This is a genomic window from Labrys sp. WJW (assembly GCF_001676615.1).
Classification (GTDB): domain Bacteria; phylum Pseudomonadota; class Alphaproteobacteria; order Rhizobiales; family Labraceae; genus Labrys; species Labrys sedimenti.
In genome coordinates this window covers 1-17,925 of the sequence record NZ_LYXZ01000029.1, presented here as the reverse complement: position 1 = coordinate 17,925, position 17,925 = coordinate 1, and the positions used below count along the sequence as shown (strand labels likewise).

14 protein-coding genes are annotated in these 17,925 nt (G+C 65.3%); 4 read left to right on the top strand and 10 right to left on the bottom strand.

Annotation, left to right across the window (positions count from 1 at the left end):
• Positions 1–106 precede the first annotated feature (106 nt).
• The 5 genes from BA190_RS18400 to BA190_RS18380 form a co-directional block, all read right to left on the bottom strand.
• The gene (locus tag BA190_RS18400; protein ID WP_245314823.1) at positions 107–1,024 is read right to left on the bottom strand and encodes a hypothetical protein; all 918 of its coding nucleotides are present in this window, start codon (positions 1,022–1,024) and stop codon (positions 107–109) included.
• A 131-nt stretch (positions 1,025–1,155) separates the two neighbouring features.
• A complete protein-coding gene (locus BA190_RS18395; protein ID WP_068290542.1) occupies positions 1,156–1,893 on the bottom strand; it encodes a metallophosphoesterase family protein in 738 nt (245 codons plus the stop codon).
• A 40-nt stretch (positions 1,894–1,933) separates the two neighbouring features.
• Entirely contained in the window at positions 1,934–2,656 is a 723-nt protein-coding gene (locus BA190_RS18390; protein ID WP_068290535.1) for a metallophosphoesterase family protein, read from the bottom strand.
• Positions 2,657–2,855: 199 nt separating this feature from the next.
• On the bottom strand, positions 2,856–3,638 hold the full coding sequence (locus BA190_RS18385) for a metallophosphoesterase family protein (RefSeq protein WP_082979844.1): 783 nt from the start codon (positions 3,636–3,638) through the stop codon (positions 2,856–2,858).
• A gap of 321 nt (positions 3,639–3,959) precedes the next feature.
• Complete coding sequence (locus tag BA190_RS18380; protein WP_068290533.1) at positions 3,960–6,521, bottom strand: FAD-dependent oxidoreductase; 2,562 nt, start codon at positions 6,519–6,521, stop codon at positions 3,960–3,962.
• Positions 6,522–7,046: 525 nt separating this feature from the next.
• Here BA190_RS18380 and BA190_RS18375 point away from each other — a divergent pair.
• Together BA190_RS18375 and BA190_RS18370 are read left to right on the top strand one after the other, a co-directional pair.
• Complete coding sequence (locus BA190_RS18375; RefSeq protein WP_068290532.1) at positions 7,047–7,364, top strand: SH3 domain-containing protein; 318 nt, start codon at positions 7,047–7,049, stop codon at positions 7,362–7,364.
• Between the two features lie 97 nt (positions 7,365–7,461).
• Complete coding sequence (locus BA190_RS18370) at positions 7,462–9,036, top strand: acetolactate synthase large subunit (protein WP_245314820.1); 1,575 nt, start codon at positions 7,462–7,464, stop codon at positions 9,034–9,036.
• Between the two features lie 123 nt (positions 9,037–9,159).
• On the opposite strand, the gene BA190_RS18365 is transcribed toward BA190_RS18370, so the two are convergent.
• From BA190_RS18365 to BA190_RS18350, 4 genes are all read right to left on the bottom strand, one after another.
• Complete coding sequence (locus tag BA190_RS18365; protein WP_068290530.1) at positions 9,160–10,392, bottom strand: MFS transporter; 1,233 nt, start codon at positions 10,390–10,392, stop codon at positions 9,160–9,162.
• 239 nt (positions 10,393–10,631) lie between these two features.
• Entirely contained in the window at positions 10,632–11,102 is a 471-nt protein-coding gene (locus BA190_RS18360; protein WP_068290528.1) for a carboxymuconolactone decarboxylase family protein, read from the bottom strand.
• 101 nt (positions 11,103–11,203) lie between these two features.
• A complete protein-coding gene (locus tag BA190_RS18355) occupies positions 11,204–11,830 on the bottom strand; it encodes an alpha/beta hydrolase (protein ID WP_068290527.1) in 627 nt (208 codons plus the stop codon).
• A 16-nt stretch (positions 11,831–11,846) separates the two neighbouring features.
• Positions 11,847–12,386, bottom strand: a complete 540-nt coding sequence (locus BA190_RS18350; protein WP_068290523.1) for an HdeD family acid-resistance protein — start codon at positions 12,384–12,386, stop codon at positions 11,847–11,849.
• Positions 12,387–12,644: 258 nt separating this feature from the next.
• Between BA190_RS18350 and BA190_RS18345 the strand changes: the two genes are divergently transcribed.
• Positions 12,645–14,207: a trimethylamine methyltransferase family protein gene (locus tag BA190_RS18345; protein ID WP_068290521.1), complete on the top strand. Its 1,563-nt coding sequence runs from the start codon at positions 12,645–12,647 to the stop codon at positions 14,205–14,207.
• Between the two features lie 230 nt (positions 14,208–14,437).
• Positions 14,438–14,950, top strand: coding sequence for a redoxin domain-containing protein (locus tag BA190_RS18340; protein ID WP_068290519.1), 513 nt, complete (start codon positions 14,438–14,440; stop codon positions 14,948–14,950).
• A gap of 168 nt (positions 14,951–15,118) precedes the next feature.
• Here BA190_RS18340 and BA190_RS18335 read toward each other — a convergent pair whose 3' ends face one another.
• Positions 15,119–17,509: a hypothetical protein gene (locus BA190_RS18335; protein WP_156771583.1), complete on the bottom strand. Its 2,391-nt coding sequence runs from the start codon at positions 17,507–17,509 to the stop codon at positions 15,119–15,121.
• Between the last annotated feature and the right edge of the window lie 416 nt (positions 17,510–17,925).

The window sequence follows — 17,925 nt, the reverse complement described above, 5'->3', positions numbered from 1 at the left end:
TCCCCTCATCCGTCATTGCTTCGCAATGCCACCCAAGGCACTTCCAAAGGAAGTGCCAGGTCCCGCAAGGGGAGAAGGAACCGCGCCAAACTTGCGAAGCGAGCCGCTACCCCCGCGCCAGCGGCAGCTTGGTGCCGGCGGCCACGCGCTCAGCCAACACGGCCTGGCGGAAGCGGAACAGCTTGGCAGGGCGGCCGATGGTCTCGGCGGCCATCGCGCCGGTCTCCTCCACCAGTTCCTGCTGCTCGATCAGCCGGCGGAAGTTCTGCTTGTGCACCAGGCGCCCGGCCAGGGCCTCGACGCTGCGCTGCAGTTGCAGCAGGCTGAAGGTGGCGGGCAGCAATTCGAACACCACGGGGCGATATTTGATCTTGGCCCTGAGACGGGCGATTCCGGTGGCGAGGATACGGCGATGGTCGGCATGCATCGGCCTGCCCGGCACAATCGGCATGCCGCCCAGCGCGGCTTCCGGCACCAGCCCGGCCTCATAGAGCAACTCGTAGCGCTGCAGCACGAGTTCCTCGTTCCAGGCAAAACCTTCCAGCCCGAAGGTGATATCAACCCGTTGGGAACGGATCTCGCGCAGGGCTGCGCTGTCGGCCGCCCCGGCCCAGGCCTTCAGCGGTGCGGCGATACCGGCCTGGAAAAACCCCGGCAGGCCGGCACGATGGTCCTCCCAGGGAAAATATTCGTACCAGTCGCGCCAGCCGGTCTCTTCGTCCCGACCGGCATTTTCCCGGGTCAGCCCGAGATAGGAGATCGAGATCGCCCGCTGCATGTCCTCAGCCCCGCGATCCTTGTCGGCAAAGGTATAGAGCTGCTCGACATAGCCCAGCGGATGGCCAGTCTGGCCCTCCACCCAGCTACGCAATCCCGTTTGCAGCGAACGATGACCGGCCTCGAAGGGCCCCGAGGGCAGGCCCCGCCCCTCCTGCACCGTCATCACCCGCGGCCGCCCCGCGGTGACCGCCACGAGCACGGCGATCAGGTCGGCGGTGACGAGGTTGCCGGTCTCTGGCGGCACGATCGATTTCTCCGGGCAAAGGACAGAAGGGAATTGTGGCCCAAAGAGTCGCAGTTGCGGCCGCCCGGAGCAAGCAAGCCGCAGCTTTTGACCAAAGGTTTCAACAAGTGAAGTGCTTCAGGCGGCCCAATTCAAAAAATCGTCGCCTGCGCGCCCTCGAACAACACGGCCGAGAGAGGCCCGCCGAGGCAGACGCCCGTATCCAGATTGATGCGATTAGGGCGGAACTCGATTTCGTCGCAAGGGGAGTGCCCGTGCACGATCTTCTTGCCGAAATCGCCAGGAAAATCGAGGAATTCGCCGCGGATCCACAAAAGATCCTGCGGATCCTGCCGATCCAATGCGACATAGGGGCGAACCCCGGCATGAACGAAGAAATAGTCGCCGAAAGTGACGTGGAGCGGAGAGTTCCTGAGGAAATTCAAGTGGTAGGCTGGGAGTTTGGCAAGGAAAGCCCGCCGCAGGTCCGGCAGAGCCTGCCTGACCTGGGCCAGGGGTAAGCGTTCCGAAAGAACGCGTCTAGCGTCGATGCCATAGCTCGCCATCGTCTCGAAGCATCCGATGCGGCCCCATTGCTGTTCATTGGCGGAAGCATCGATGAAGTCGAGCATCATCTGTTCGTGATTGCCGCGCAGCACGATCGTTTCACACCCCGGTACGCCCTCGATCAGCCGTTCGACGACGCCGGCGGAATCCATACCGCGATCGACTAGATCGCCGAGGCTGATGACGATATGGCGGCGCTCGGGGTGAGCCGCAGCATGGGCCTCGATGCGATCGAGAAGATCTTGCAATTCATTCAGACAGCCATGGACATCCCCAAAGGCAATGATGCTGAGGCCGTCCGGCACGCGAGCTGTGTTTTGCATGATTTCTTCTCTGGCGGGCCAGCAAGTGCCGAGCTGTATGTCAAAAAATCGTCGCCTCCGTCCCCTCCAGCAGCACGGCCGTCAAGGGACCGCCGAAGCAGGCGCCGGTGTCGAGATTGATGCGATTGGGCCTGAAGGTCGCGATGTCGACCGGCGTATGGCCGTGCACGATGCGCTTGCCGAAATCGCCGTCCCAGTCGAGGAACTCGTTGCGGATCCACAAGAGGTCCTCCTCGTCCTGCCTGTCGGGCGGACGGCCGGGGCGAACGCCGGCATGCACGAAGAAATAATCGCCGCAGGCGTAGCTGAGCGGCATCTTCGCGAGAAAGGCGAGATGATGTTCCGGTATCGCGTCGAGAAAGGCGCGGCGCAGGCCATGAAGCGTCGGGCCTTCGGCGAGGGTTCGTTCCAGATCGATGCCGTAGCTCGCCAGCGTGCGCAGGCCACCATTGTGCAGCCAGGCCTCCGCATCCTCACCGCCGCGGATGAATTCGAGCATCATGGCCTCGTGATTGCCCTTGAGCACCACCAGTTCGCAGCCCGGCAGGCCGGCCGCCAGCCGTTCGACCACACGGGCCGAATCCGGGCCACGATCGACGAGATCGCCGACGGAAACGACGATGTGCCGCCGCTGTGGCAAATAGGCCAGGCGCGCTTCGATCTGTTCGAGCAGGTTTTCCAGCTTGTCGTAGCAGCCGTGCACGTCGCCGAAGGCGATGACGCTGATGTCGTCGGGGATAGCCGGCAGATGGAATGACGCCATGATGCGCTCCCTCCTATGCCACAATAAGGGGCGTGCGGGCCGGGCGGCAAGAGGCGGACGAGACGTCCGCGGTCCCAGCCTCGGAGGTTCCCGAGCAAGCCTTGCCAGGCCGCGCGGGAAGCGTTGTCCCTGGGACTGCGGACGTCCCGTCCGCTCTCGGAAACACCGCATTCGAAGAGCGGAGCAGCCTTTCAGCCGCTCAGAACACCACGGCCTCGATGCCCTCGAACCGCACCGCCGTCAGCACGCCCGAGGCGTAGGCCTTGGTGTCCAGATTGATGCGGTTGCGGTTGAAGTCCGGCTTGCGCACGGGGGTGTGGCCATGGACGATCTTCTTCTCGAAGCGCTGCTTGGAATGCAGGAATTCCTCGCGGATCCAGACGAGGTCGCGGTCGTCCTGCTCATCCAGCGGCACGCCGGGGCGCACGCCGGCATGGGCGAAGAAATAGTCGCCGATGCTGTAGGAGGTGGGCAGGGCGCGCAGGAATTCGAGATGGGCCGGCGGTATGGCGGCCAACATGTCCTGGCGCAGGCGATCCGGCGTCTTCTCCACCTTGTAGTTCTGCCGGCTGGCAATGCCGTAGCTCTGCAGGAAGGCATCGGCGCCGAAGAAGCTGCGCCAGGCGTCGCCGATCGGTTTGTCGTCCAGAAAGCCCAGCAGCGCGTCCTCGTGATTGCCGAGCAACACGACCAACTCGCAACCCCGCACGCCATTCATCAGCCGCTCGATCACCCCGGCGGAATCGGGGCCGCGGTCAATGAGATCGCCGACGCTGACCACGATATGCCTGAGGCCCGGCAGCAGCGAGGCCCGCCTCTCGATGCGCGTGAGCAGGGGTTCCAGCAGGTCGAGCCGACCGTGGATATCGCCGATGGCGATGACGGAGGTTTCGGGCGGCATGCCGGGCGGCTCGGGAAAGCGCTCGATCTTCTTCTTGGCCGCTGGTTTGACGATCGGTTTTGCTATCGGTTTCTTGGGCATGGCGGACTCCCTCTCCCATACCGGGAGAGGGTCAGGGAATGAGTTCCCTTACTTCCGCGTGCCCGCCCCAAACGTCAACAAGAGCGGGCAATTGTGACGTGGAGAACTCGGGATGGCGCCCGACGACGGGGCGCTTGTAGCCTTCTCCCCTTGCGGGTGTCGTCAACTCTCTTGAGTTGACTAGAGGTCCCGGCAGGGGGATGAGGGGTGTTGACGCATACCGTGCAAAGTCGCGTATCTCCCCTCATCCGGCGCTTCGCGCCACCTTCTCCCGCAAGGGGAGAAGGCTGGTCGCGCTATTATCGGTGATGATGAGTTCCCTCAGCTCCGCGGCTTGGTGTTCTCGGGGTCGTAGAGCGGCTTGTAGCCGACGCCGGCCACCTCGACCGGATAGGACTCGCCGAAATATTCGACCTGGAACTTGCGGCCTTCCTGCGCATGGGCATGCGGCAGATAGGCAAGCGCGATGTTCTTGCCGATCGTCGGGCCATAGGCGATCGAGTAGGTGTAGGAACGCCGGCCAAGCTCGTCGACCAGCGTCTCGCCGGTCGCCGGATCCATCACCGGCAGGATACCGACGGGATAGCGGGCGACGCCCTTGGCATCCACATTGTCCGTGATCACCAGCGTGCACAGCATCGCCGGCTGGTGGGCGCGGGCGCGGTGCTCCAGATGCTTGGCCTTGCCGCAGAAATCGGCCTCCTTGACCTTGGGGCGCTGGAGGTCGGTTTCGATCAGGTTGTACTCGGTGTTGAGCTCGGCATTCTGCAGGCGCAGGCTCTTTTCCATGCGACGGGAATTGGCATAGGTCTCCACGCCCACGGCCATCACGCCGGTGGAGCGCAGCGCATCCCAGACGGCGAGGCCATCCTCGTAGCGCATATGCAGTTCCCAGCCCTGTTCGCCGACATAGGAGATGCGGAAGGCGGAAACGTCCTTGCCGCCGATGCGGAGCGGCTTGATGGCGGCGAAGGGGAAGTTCTCGGGATCGAGCCCGGCCGGATTCTCCACCACCTTTTTCAGATTGACGCGGGCGTTCGGGCCCCAGATGCCGATGGTGACGTATTTCTCGGATGTATCGGTGACGGTGACGTCGAAGCCCTTGTCCTGGGCGACGCGGCGCAGATAGTTGAGGTCGCGCGGGCCGGCATCGGCGCCGTCGACCACGCGGCAGCGGTCGGCCATGCGGAACACGGTGAGGTCGGCGCGCACCATGCCGTCCTCATCGAGGAAATGGGTATAGATGCCCTTGCCGACATTGGCGTCGCCGCCGATCTTGGCAGCGCAGACCCACTCCATCAGCGCGACATGGTCGGGGCCCTCGACATCGATCATGGCGAAATGCGAGAGGTTGATGATGCCGCAATCCTCGCTCATGGCGAGCTGTTCGGCATTGGAGACACGCCAGAAATGGCGGTTGTCCCATTCGTTGGCACGCACCGGCACGCGGTTGCCGTATTTCTCGAGCAAATGCTCGTTGGCGGCGTAGCCATGGGCGCGTTCCCAGCCGCCGAGCTCCATGAAATAGCCGCCGAGCTCCTTCTCGCGCTCATAGAAGGGCGAGCGCCTGACGTTGCGGCCGGTGTCATAGGGCTCACGCGGATGCACGGCCGGATTGTAGATCTTGCGGGCCGCCTCGCCGCAACGCCCCTCGATGAAGCCCTCCTCCAGCATGTGCGGGGAGAAGCGGGCATAGTCGATCTTGTTGTGGTCGATCGGCGTGCGCCCGTCGGTCATCCAGTCGGCAATCAGCTTGCCCATGCCGGGGCCGTCCTTGACCCAGATCGCGACCGCATACCACAGGCCCCGCACCTTCTGGCTTTCGCCCATGGACGGGCCGCCATCGGTGGTGACCTGCAGCAGGCCGTTGAAGGAATGGCCCTCATTGTAGCCGAGCTCGCCGAGGATCGGCGTCAGCTCCATGGCGCGTTCGAGCGGACCGATGATCTGTTCCATGTCGAGGTCGCGCTGCGAGGGCGACAGGCGCGCCTCGTGCTTTTCGAGAAGATCGCGCGGATGGCACAGGCGCGGATTGGTTTCCTCGTAATAGCCCCACTCGATCTGGCCGCCCTCGGCGGTCTTGGGATCGCCGGTGTCGCGCATATAGGCGGAGTTGCCCTGGTCGCGCATCAGCGGCCAGCCGATTTCCTTGCCGGTGCCGGCGAACTCGTTATAGGGCCCGAAGAAGGTCAGCGGATGGTCGACCGGCATCACCGGCAGGTCCTCGCCCGCCATCTCGGCGATCAGGCGGCCCCACAGGCCCGCGCAAACAACGACATGGTCGGCCTCGATGGTGCCGCGGCTGGTGACCACGCCCTTGATGCGGCCGTTCTCGATGATGAGCGAGGTCGCCGCCGTGTTGGCGAAGACCTGGAGCTTGCCGGCGGCCTCGCCCTTGTCGACGAGCTTGCCCGCCACCGTCTGCGAGCGCGGGATGACGAGGCCGGCATCCGGATCCCACAGGCCGCCCTGCACCAGATGCTCCTCGATCAGCGGGAACTTCTCCTTGATCTCGGACGGTTCGATCAGGCGGGCACGGGTGCCGAAGGCCTTGCCGGAGGCGACCTTGCGCTTGATCTCGTCCATGCGGGCATCGTCGCCCACACGCGCCACTTCAATGCCGCCAACGCGGGCGTAATGGCCCATCTTCTCGTAGAAATCGATGGAATAGAGCGTGGTCCAGCAGGACAGGAAGTCGTGGCTGGTGGCATAGCAGAAGTCGGAAGCATGGGCGGTGGAGCCGATATCGGTCGGGATGCCCGACTTGTCGATGCCGACGATGTCGTCCCAGCCCCGCTCGATCAAATGATGGGCGATCGATGCGCCGACGATCCCGCCCAACCCGACGATGACGACCTTCGCCTTTTTTGGAAACACTGCCATTTGCCTGCGACTCCGGATGCGTTGCGGGGGACCTTAGCGCCTTCACCGCCGCGGTTGCTGCCTGGGTGCGACCATCTCGCAAACCCGTGCGACCATCACCGCAGGAAGCGGCGCCGATGCCATCCCGTTGACGACTAGCTCTATAGAAGACGCGCCGGAACGATGTCGCATATGGGCCGGGACATGGCCAGAAAACGACGTCGTGAAAAAACCTGTCGTTGAGGCCGATCGCCAGCCGAGCCATTCCCTTCTCCCCTTGCGGGTGTCGTCAACTCCCTCGAGTTGACTAGAGGTGCCGGCAGGCGGATGAGGGGTCTCACAGCCAATCCAGGTCGTGCTTGCGAATGAGCATCAGAATAGCAAGGTCGCGAGCCCCCTCGTCCGCCCCTTTGGGGCACCTCTAGTCGACTCAAGGGAGTTGACGACACCCACAAGGGGAGAAGGAAGAATCCCGTCCTGTGCGCGCCGTCACGGCGGCATCCCGCTGCCTGTGGCTTGGTCGGGCATCCACCATCGGACCCCGCCATGAACCGCTCCCTTCGTCCCCCGCTGCTCGCCGTCTGCCTCGCCGGCCTCCTGCCGGACGCGGCCTCCGCCATGGAACTGTGCCATCTGCGCAAGACGCCGGATGGCTTCGTCGCCCTGCGCGCCGGCCCGGGTCCGCAGCATCGCCTGGTCGCCCGCATGAAGCCCGAGGACGAAGTGCAATATGGCCAGGGCCGGCAAGGCAAATGGGTCGAGGTCACCTGGTGGCGCGGCGATTCGCGCCTGGAACAGGATGGCTTCAGCAAGGGCGTCCATGGCTGGGCCTTCTCGCCGCTGATCGCCAAGGATTGCGGCTGATCCCCGGGAAAGCGTGACACCATCATGCTTGAGGTCTCGTACCGTTTGCGCCTAAGGGTGGTCTGTTCCGAACCACCCAAGCCAGCGGTTTTCAGCCATGCACCAGCCCCTCCCCGCCACCAACGGCATGAACGGCGCCGAAAGCCTGGTGCGCACGCTGGTCGATAGCGGGGTCGAGGTCTGCTTTGCCAATCCCGGCACTTCGGAAATGCATTTCGTTGGTGCGCTCGACCGCATCGAGGGCATGCGGCCGGTGCTCGGCCTGTTCGAGGGCGTGGTCACCGGCGCGGCGGATGGCTATGCCCGCATGACCGGCAAGCCGGCCGCGACACTGCTGCATCTCGGTCCCGGCCTCGCCAATGGCCTCGCCAATCTCCACAATGCCCGCAAGGTGCCGGTGCCGATGGTCAATATCATCGGCGACCATGCCTCGGCGCATCAGGGTTTCGACGCGCCGCTGACCTCGGATGTCGCCGCCTTCGCCCGTCCCGTCTCGCATTGGGTGCATTCCTCGCCCAATGCCCGCAGCGTCGCCGCCGATGCCGCCCGCGCCGTGCAGGTGGCACGCACTGCGCCGGGGCAGATCGCCAGCCTGATCCTGCCGGCCGACACCGCCTGGCTCGCCGCCGACAGGCCGGCCGCGCCGCTGCCCGTCCTCGGTCCAGCCCCCGTCTCGGACAGCGCCGTGGTGCAATCGGTGGCGGCCCTCAGGGCCGGCGGCCCGGTCGCTTTCCTGCTGCGTGGCGAGGCCTTGCGAGGACGCGGCCTCGCGGCAGCCGGCCGCATCGCAGCCAAGACCGGAGCCCGGCTGATCTGCGACACCTTCGTGCCCCGGGTCGAGCGCGGCGCCGGGCGCGTTCGCGTGGAACGACTGCCCTACCGCCCCGGCCCGGCGATCGATTTCCTGCAGGGCACCCAGACGCTGATCCTGGTCGGCACACAGGCGCCGATCGCCTTCTTCGCCTATCCGGGGCAGCCGAGCGAATTGACGCCGCCCGGTTGCCGGCCTCTCGTGCTCGCCTTTCCGCACGAGGACGGCACCGGCGCCCTCGAGGCCCTGGCCGAGGCGATCGGCGCGAGCGCACCCGGCAGGGTTTCCGCGCATGAGCCGCCCGGCTTGCCTGCGGACGGCCCCGTCACGGCCGAGGGCATCATGCGCATCGCCGGCCATTTCCTGCCGGAGAACGCCATCATTTCCGACGAGACGATCTCCTCGGGCTTCCCCTTCTACCCGCTCAACGAAACCGCCGCGCCGCATGACAGCCTACAGCTCTCGGGCGGGGCGATCGGCGACGGCATGCCGGTGGCCACCGGCGCCGCCATCGCCTGCCCCGACCGCAAGGTGGTGTCGCTGCAGGCCGACGGCAGCGCCATGTACACGCTGCAGTCCCTCTGGACACAGGCGCGCGAAAAACTCGACGTTACCACGGTGATCTACGCCAACCGGGCCTACAAGGTGCTGATGGACGAAGTGGCGGGCGTCGGCCTCGGCAGCGTCGGGCCCAGGGGCCAGTCGATGTTCGACATCGGCAATCCCGATCTCGATTGGGTGAAGCTCGCCGAAGGCATGGGCGTGGAGGCTGTCAGGGTTGAGAGCCATGCCGCCCTCGCCGATGCCTTCAAGGCGGCGATGCGCCAGCGTGGCCCGCGGTTGATCGAGGCGGTACTGTAAGCAGGATTTCGGTGTGCCGATCTCCAGATCGGCATCTTCTCGCCGGAGCGCGTCGTTTCCAAGAATGCCGATCTCGCTCCATCACTTTATGGAGCTGAGGAGATCGGCACACCGTGTTTCCCCTCACACCCGCCCGCTCAGATGTCGCGCCTTGCGCAGCTCGGGGAACCAGTGCCACCACAGGCCGGCCACCGCGATGGTGGCGACGCCGCCGAAGATCACCGCCGGCACAGCACCGATCAATCCGGCCGAGATGCCGGCGCGGAACTCGCCGAGTTCGTTGGACGCACCGACAAAGACCTGGTTGACCGCGTTCACCCGGCCGCGCACCGCATCGGGCGTCCAGAGCTGGATCAGGGTCTCGCGCACATAGACGCTCACCATGTCGAAGCCCCCCATCAGCGCCATGGCGAGGATGGAGAGCCAGACCACGGTGGAGGCGCCGAACACAGCGGTGAACAGCCCGAACAGCGCCACGCAGACGAACATCACCACGCCGGCGTGGTCCTTGATCGGGTGACGCAACAGCAAGGCCGCCACCACGATGGCACCGACACCGGGCGCCGCCCTCAGCATGCCGAGCCCCCAGGGACCGACATCGAGGATGTCGCGCGCATAGACCGGCAGCAGTGCCGAGGCGCCCCCGAGCAGCACGGCGAAGAGATCGAAGGAGATGGCGCCGAGCACGATCTTTTCGTGCCAGATATAGCGAAAACCCGCCACCAGCGTCTCGAAGCTCGGCTTCTCCTTGACTGCCTTCAATTGCGGCGGTGGCGCGATGGTGACGGTAAGCAAGGCGGCGAGGCCGAGCAGCACCAGCGCCGTGCCATAGGCGATATTGGCCGACAGGCCATAGAGCAGGCCGCCGGCGACCGGGCCGATCACGGTGGCGATCTGCCAGGACGAGGTGCTCCAGGCGATGGCGCTGGCGAGATCCTCCGCCGGCACCAGATTGGGCATCAGCGATTGCTGGGCCGGGCCGAAGAAGGCCCGGAGCGTGCCGAACACCACCAAGGTGACGAAGATCGGCACGGCCGTCTGGCTGCCCCACAGGCCGAACAGCATCAGGGCGAGGGCACACAGCGCCTCGCCGGCGAGGCAGAGCGCCATGATCCGCACGCGGTTGAAGCGATCCGCCACCGCGCCGGTGACCAGCACCAGCAGGAAGGCCGGCAGGAACTGCACCAGGCCGACGATGCCGAGATCGAAGGGATCGCGCGTAAGGTCATAGACCTGCCAGCCAACGGAAACGCCGATGATCTGGGCCGAGAAACTACCGAGGAAGCGCGCCAGCCAATAGCGCGCGAAACCGCCGTGACGGAAGGCGCCTACGCGCGAAAAGGAAAGATCTGGCATGTCCGGGACCACGGGAAGAAGGGTCTTCTTGTAGAAAGGCTGGGGATTCGGAGCAAGGTCCCATGGGCAAAGTCCGGAACAACGTTGGTTTTGGTTGGAACGCCTCGTGTTACAGCGCGCTGTACGGATGTGTCATTGCGAGCAAAGCAATCCAGGAGCCGCAAGCATCGAGCCTTGCGATGTCTGGATTGCTCCGCTGCGCCCGCAATGACGAGACGCTGCCCGCTGCGCCGTCTTGTTCAGGCAGCGAGCGCCTTGGCGGATTTCACCAAGGCTGGATCGACCCAGCCGCCGAAACCGACTGCGATCCGGTTCCAGCCATTGATGACATTGATCAGCAAAGTGAGCTTGACCCGCTCCTCCTCGCTGAAATGCGCCTTCAAGGCCTCGTAGGCCGCTTCATGCGTGTGCCCTTCGCTAAGCCGCGTCAGGGCCTCGGTCCAGCCGAGCGCAGCCCGCTCGCGATCACTGTAACAAGGCGCGTCGCGCCAGGCCGGAAGCAGATAGATACGCTGCTCGGTTTCACCGTTTTCGCGGGCGAACACCGTGTGCATGTTGAGGCAATTGGCGCAGCCATTGATCTGGGAGGCTCGGATCTCCACGAGCTCGCACAGGCCCGGATCGATATTGGCGGCGATGACGAAGGAAACGCGCTGCCACTCCTTCATCAGCGCGGGAGCGGCGGCAAGGGGATTGAGCTTGGGGGTCATGGTCGGTCTCCTCGGTTGATACCGAGGCCATGACGATCGACCGTTCAACTTTGTGACATCCCAGTGGACTTTTCTGTCGCCGACATCGGTTCGGGCAGTCTTCACACGCCCGTCCCGCCCAGCCTTTCCCGGAGGAAACGGCGGGTGAGTTTAGCCCCTGTCGGCGAGATGGTGTGGCCGACACCGCGCAGAATGTGGGTCTGCACCCTCATGCCCGCTCCCTGAAGCATCACGGCCGCCCGCCGGGTTTCCTCGGGCGGCACCGCTCCATCAGCGCTGCCATGCACCAGCAATACCGGCGTGTTGTGGGCCGGCGCAAAGGGAACAGGCGTGACGAAGCGCCCGGAAAGCAGCACCAGCGCTCCGATGGGCCAGCGTCCGCGGGCCACGGCATCGAAGGCCAGGGTCGCGCCCTGCGAGAAGCCGACCAGGGCGACGCGGTCCAACCGGGCCGCCAGCCCGTGCGCGTCAACGAGGGCGCCGATCAACGCATCGAAGGCCGGCCGCGCCGCCGCGATGCGCGCCAGCCGGTTCTCCGGCGTGACGCCCTCCAGGCTGTACCATTGCCGGCCCGGTCCCTGCTCATAGGCAAAAGGCGCATCCGGGGCAATCACGGCCGTATTGGGCAGGGAGCGATGCAGCACGCCCGCCAGCGGATCGAGATCATAGCCGAAGGCAGCAACGCCATGCAGCAGGATGACGAGGCTGCTTGTTACCTGAACCGTCACGACACGCTTGGCAATCTCAGCGGCCCCCGCCGACCCTGCTGCGCAGCGCCATACCGGTCATCAGCGAGGCGAATCCGTAGAACAGGAGCTCGACACCGAGGAGGATACCGAGCAATGAGGAAGCCGATTGCTGGAAGTCCGAGAAGATCAGGATTGCCAGCAGAATCGAAATCAGGCCTGACAGCAGCAGCCAGGTCCAGTTGGCGGAAGAGCGGATGTTGAAGGCGACGATCACCTTGGCAAGGCCGTAGACCAGGAACATCGCCCCCAGCAACGCCGTCAGGGAGACCACGCCGGCCAGGGGATTGAGCAGCAGGGAGGCCCCGAGCAGCAGCGCGAGAATACCCATGAGCGCCGTCATCAGGAAGCCACCCCAGGCCCTGATCACGGTGGCATGCACCAATTGCCCCACGCCGAGCACGATGAAGGCCCAGGCTGCCCAGACCACCACCACCAGCGAGGCGAAACCCGGATGGATCAGCGCCAGGATGCCGCCGATCACCGCGATCACCCCGAGAATGACGAACCAGGGCCAGGACCGCTGCAGAACTTCCATCGTCGTCTCCCCCTTTGCCGTTGAAGAACGATGAGCAACATAGCATTGCCGCAACCGGATTCGAGCTTTCAGCAACAATATGGTTTCGATGACGCTTCAGCCTATCCTCGGCGGTCGCCGGCCCTCGCGCAGCCGCCTCCAATATCCTGCCTACGCCGCGCACGTCGCTTTCCGGCAATTCGGCGGCGCGCTTGAGCCGCAGGCGGGCGACGCATTCCCCTATTCAAGTCTCAGGTCCAGAATTCTCGGGAGAACGCCATGACGGACGCAGCCGACAACGCCACGCATACCGAAGCTCCGTCCGCCTCGCGCCGCGGGCGCGACGCCCGCCGGGCCGCCCGCGTGCAGCGCGGCGGCACCTCGGTGCCCTATATCAGCCGCAACATCCCGCTCACCGAAGTGCTCTCGGAAGAAGCGATGCAGATCATCGAGCACAATGCCGAGACCCTTCTGGAGGAAGTCGGCATCGAGTTCCGCGAATATCCGCGCGCGCTCGAACTGCTCAAGGCCGCCGGCTGCGACATCAAGGGCGAGCGCGTGCGCTTTCCCCGCGGCCTCGCCCGCAAGCTGATCCAAACCGCCCCCTCGCAATACACCCAGCATGCCCGCAATCCCGAGCGCAATGTCGTCATCGGCGGCAACAACACGGTGTTCGCGCCCAATTACGGCTCGCCCTTCGTGCACGACCTCGACAAGGGCCGGCGCTACGGCACCATCGAGGACTTCCGCAATTTCGTGAAGCTGGCCTATGCCAATCCCTATGTGCACCATTCGGGCGGCACCGTGTGCGAGCCGGTCGACCTGCCGGTGAACAAGCGCCATCTCGAGATGATCTATGCGCATATGCGCCTGAGCGACAAGCCGTTCATGGGCTCGGTCACCGCGCCCGAGCGCGCCCAGGACACGGTCGACATGGCCAAGATCCTGTTCGGCGAGGAGTTCATCCAGCAGAACACGGTATGCACCAGCCTGATCAACGCCAACTCGCCGATGGTGTGGGACAACACCATGCTGGGAGCGGCCGACGTCTACGCCCAGAACAACCAGGCCTGCATCATCACGCCCTTCATCCTCTCCGGCGCCATGAGCCCGGTGACGGTGGCCGGCACCCTGACCCAGGTGCTGGCCGAGGTGCTGGCCGGCGTCTCCTTCCTGCAGTTGGTGCGTCCCGGCGCGCCCGCCATCTTCGGCACCTTCGTCTCCACGCTCTCGATGCAGTCGGGCGCACCGACCTTCGGCACGCCGGAAGCGGCGCTCGCCATCTACGGCGCCGGCCAGCTCGCCCGCCGCATGAAGCTGCCCTTCCGCTCCGGCGGCTCGCTCTGCGCCTCCAAGATCCCGGACGCCCAGGCCGCCTATGAGAGCGCCAACACGCTGATCCCGGCGATGTTCGGCGGCGTGAACTTCATGCTGCATTCGGCCGGCTGGCTCGAAGGCGGCCTTTCGGCCTCCTATGAGAAGTTCGTGATGGACTTCGACCAGCTCGGCGCCATGCATGTTCTGGCCAAGGGCGTCGACATGTCCGAGAACGGCCAGGCCATGGACGCCTTCCGCCAGGTCGAGCCGGGCGGCCACTTCCTCGGTTGCGCCCACACCCAGGCCAATTTCGAGACCGCCTTCTACCGCTCCAACATCTCCGACAACAATTCGGTGGAGCAGTGGGAAGCCGAGGGCAAGCAGGACGCCGCCCAGCGCGCCAACAAGATCTGGAAGAAGACGCTGGCCGACTACGAGGCCCCCGCCATCGATCCCGGCAAGGATGAAGCCCTGCGCGATTTCATCGAACGCAAGAAGGCTGCCGTTCCCGACGCCAATTACTGAGATCGCCTTGCCGGCACGTTGCTCACGCCGCCCATCTGGGCGGCGTTTGCTTTAGAAAAATCATCCTTCCCCTCAATTCCGAACCTGTTCGCAACCATTCCCGCTCCGTTGCCAAGTCTCTCGCACAACCTATGGTGGCCAAACGCCTTGGGATTTGATGGTGCCGCCTCGAATCGCAGCAATGCGCCGAAGCAAAGAGCCAGGGCAAAGCACCACATGGGAGAATCGTCATGATGGGCCGCAGGGCATTCCTGGCGAGTATCGCCGCCAGCCTGACGACATCGGTCCGTGCCGAGGACCCGGCTCCGATGGATTCGAATGGCACCGTGCTCGGCCCCTTCCAGGTGGAGCCCCTGGCGGGCCTTGCCGACATTCCCGCCCCCACGCTCGAAGCACTGCAGGACCAGGTCACCGTCCTCAACTTCTGGGCCTCGTGGTGCCAGGCTTGCCGGGAAGAGCACCGCTATCTCGTCGACCTCCAACGCAAGGGCGTTCGCATAGCCGGCGTCGCCGTCCAGGACCAGGACGAGGCGGTGCTGCATTATCTGGAAAAGGCGGGCAATCCCTACGGTCTCGTCGGCATCGACAACAAGCGAGAGCTCATCACCATGCTGTCCTTGCGTTCGATCCCGCAGACCTTCCTGATCAGCCGGCGTTGCGAGGTCGTCTGGCAGACGGACGAAGGCCTCGACAATGCGCTGGTGGCCGAACTCCTCGGCAAGATCGGGGCCATCGGCGGCTAACGCTACAGTCGTAATTCTGTTGCTTGAGCGTCATTGCGAGCGAAGCGAAGCAATCCACAAGCTACGAAATCCCTATTTTTCGGTCCCTGGCTTGCTTCGCTTCGCGCGCAATGACGCGTGAAAATCGACTGAAAATCAAAATTCCAACTGGAATGCGGCCGCGCCGCCTCACAGAGCCGCCACCTTGCGCCGGATCTCAGCGATCTCGTCGGCATGGTCGCCGCTCCGGGAGAGCAGGTCGATCAGCGCCTCATAGGCGTCTGCCTGGTTTTCCACCGCGGCGCCACGCAGGCGCGCCAGCTTTTCCAGAAGCTCGATCTGGCGGCGGCGTGTGGCGATGGCCGGCTCGGTGCGGTCCAGCCCCTGCTCGGCCCTGGCGATCTTGTCGAGGATGCGGGCTCGGCGGCGCAGAAGGCTGTTGTTCTCGGGATCGTCGGCGAGGCTCTTGTCGCTCGCTTCGAGGGCCTGGCCGAGATGGGTCAGCGCCGCCTGGTATTTGCCGGCTTCCAGATAGGTATCGCCGATATTGATGCTCGACACCGCCAGGAAGTCCTGATCGAACTTCTTTTCGCCGAGCTTGTCGAGATGGGCAAGATTGGTTGCCTGCGCCCGCTTGTAGTGGATCAGCTTCATCATGGTGGAGCGGGCCGCATGGCCCATCGCCACCTGGATCGCCGACATGGCCTCGTAGGAGCCACCCCTGTCCGGATAACGCTCGAGCAATGTCGCGCCAACCTGCGCCCCTTCCTGGTAGCTGGCCTGCGCGCCCTTGTCGTCGCCGACATGGCGCTGCTCGTCGCCGAGATCGCGCAGAGCCCAGACAGTGTCGCTGAGTTCGTCGAAACCCGCAGGGTTCTTCTCCTTCTGCTCGCGCCGGATCTCCACGCGCTTGCGGGCCTGGTCGAGCGCCTCCTTCTCCCGGTTCGCGGCATCGAAGGCGTCGGAGAGATCGCGATAGGCGTCTGCCAGGCCGTCCAGGCGACCGGCCCGCTCGGCGGGATAGCGCGCCAGCGGCTCGCGCAGAGCGACCTCGCGTTCCAGCAGACCAATGCGCGGCGCCTCGATACCGGCATCCTCCAGACGTTTGGCCAGGACATGCAGGGCATCGGCGATCCGCAGGACCAGGCGTGCCTTCTCCTTGCCGTCCAGCCCGTCGATCGCCCGCAGGCGAGGCTCGGCGGCATAGTCGATCAGAGCGCGCGCATGGTCGTCGGCATCGAAGCGGCGTGCATCCCGCCGGCCGAGCTCGAACAGGTTTCGCGCCGCCGCGAAGAAGCGCCAGCTCTTCTCGCCGTCAACCGGCGCGGCCGCGAGTTCCAACATGGACTGGCGATAGCGCCGCATCGCCGCCTCCGCCTCGCCTTTCGTCTGGTAGCGGGCGGCGATCATATCGCGCAATTGCGCCCGGCGTTCAGGCTCTGCGAGCACGGAGAGCAGCTTTGTCTCGATGGTCTCGGCCGTGGCGACGTCCTGCTTGTCGATGCGCTCGCCAGCCAGCGTCACGGCCGCCAGGATGAGGTCGTCGCCGCTGCCCAGGGCAGGATCACCCTGCGTTCTCGCGCGCAGCCGCTCCAGCCCCTCGGCGAGGGTCGCGGCGGCTCGGACCGGCTCGGTCCTGCCCTGCGCCACCGCCCTGACGCGATAGCTGGCGACGAGCGCCTCGGTCTCAATCGCATCGAGACGAGCCGAACCCGGCGCCGGCTCGGCCAGGACAGCCAGGGCCTCGGCGTCGGCGAGGGCCAGCACCGTCTTCTCGGTAACGTTGCGGTCGTCGGCCCGCATCGTCAGCGCATTCACCAGGAACCTGCGCGCCTTCGGATCGGCGGGCGCGACGCTGGTCCAGCGACGGCAGATCTCGACGAGACGGTCGTACCTGCCCTTGTCGTCGTAATTGTCGCGCACAGCCTCGGCCAGGAGCGGGAAGCGAGCCCGGTCGCGCGGCGCCCGTTCGAGCCGAGCCGAGAAGGCCTCGATCGCCGCCCGCAGCACGGCCGCCTGGGCCTTGCCGACATCACGGTCATAGTCCTCCATCGCCTCGTCGAGGTCGAAGACCGCCCGGCGCGCCATCAGGCCCGCCAGCAGGTCGGCGTCATCCGCCGTCAGGGCAGCCCGGCCGCGGCGCACTGCATCGCTGCGCATGGCACGAAGATCGGCCAGTGCCGCCTCCACCAGTGACGAGACCTTGGCGTCACCCTCCTCTCCTTCCACTTCGATGGTGGGAATGGTGAAGAGGCGCACCAGGGCGGCGACCACGGGATCACCCGCCTTATCGGCCTTGGCGAGGAGATCGGCCAGGGAGGCGGCGATGGCGACCGGCTTGCGGTCGTCCCCGCTCAGCACGATCAGTTCGAGCCGGGCAAGATCATCTGCGGAATTGGCTTCGAGAGTCTTGCGCAGGGCCTCGATACGAGCCTGGCGATCCTTCTCGTCCATGTCCTGGAGGATGGTGAGCACCGTCTGATAGGGGAGACCCAGTGGAGTCCTCCCCGTCGTCGCGCAGGCCGCCGGCTCGCCTGGACAGGATGCAGCAACGGCCAGCGGCGGCGCTATGAAGGCCAAGCCCAGACCCAAAGAGCCCAGAACCAACCAGACGCCAACTCGCCACCCCAACCGCATGCCATTCCTCCGCAACCGCAAGACGTTACGTCATCCTGGCGACGAAAGGAAACAACAGCGTGACCCTGGTTCAGGAGAGACGACATGCCGTGTCTCCGGGTGTCGAATCGCACGGAAATAGCGGGGCCGCGGTGGCATCGTCATCCCATCAGAGCAAGCGCAGCCCGCGCAAGACGAGAGATGGGAACGAGACGATGTTCAAGAAGATCCTGACCGGAACCCTGGTTGCCGCGACATTGGCCGGCACTGCGATCGCCACCACCGGCACCGCCGAAGCCCGCTATGGCCGTGGTGGCGCCTTCGCCGCTGGCGCCGGTATCGGCCTGCTGGGTGGCCTCCTCGCCGGTTCCGCTTACAAC

Bases quoted from the DNA above. Each gene is read 5' to 3' on its own strand.
- BA190_RS18395 (WP_068290542.1), bottom strand. From the start codon at position 1,893: ATGCAAAACACAGCTCGCGTGCCGGACGGCCTCAGCATCATTGCCTTT.
- BA190_RS18390 (WP_068290535.1), bottom strand. From the start codon at position 2,656: ATGGCGTCATTCCATCTGCCGGCTATCCCCGACGACATCAGCGTCATC.
- BA190_RS18385 (WP_082979844.1), bottom strand. From the start codon at position 3,638: ATGCCCAAGAAACCGATAGCAAAACCGATCGTCAAACCAGCGGCCAAG.
- BA190_RS18380 (WP_068290533.1), bottom strand. From the start codon at position 6,521: ATGGCAGTGTTTCCAAAAAAGGCGAAGGTCGTCATCGTCGGGTTGGGC.
- BA190_RS18375 (WP_068290532.1), top strand. From the start codon at position 7,047: ATGAACCGCTCCCTTCGTCCCCCGCTGCTCGCCGTCTGCCTCGCCGGC.
- BA190_RS18370 (WP_245314820.1), top strand. From the start codon at position 7,462: ATGCACCAGCCCCTCCCCGCCACCAACGGCATGAACGGCGCCGAAAGC.
- BA190_RS18365 (WP_068290530.1), bottom strand. From the start codon at position 10,392: ATGCCAGATCTTTCCTTTTCGCGCGTAGGCGCCTTCCGTCACGGCGGT.
- BA190_RS18360 (WP_068290528.1), bottom strand. From the start codon at position 11,102: ATGACCCCCAAGCTCAATCCCCTTGCCGCCGCTCCCGCGCTGATGAAG.
- BA190_RS18350 (WP_068290523.1), bottom strand. From the start codon at position 12,386: ATGGAAGTTCTGCAGCGGTCCTGGCCCTGGTTCGTCATTCTCGGGGTG.
- BA190_RS18345 (WP_068290521.1), top strand. From the start codon at position 12,645: ATGACGGACGCAGCCGACAACGCCACGCATACCGAAGCTCCGTCCGCC.
- BA190_RS18340 (WP_068290519.1), top strand. From the start codon at position 14,438: ATGATGGGCCGCAGGGCATTCCTGGCGAGTATCGCCGCCAGCCTGACG.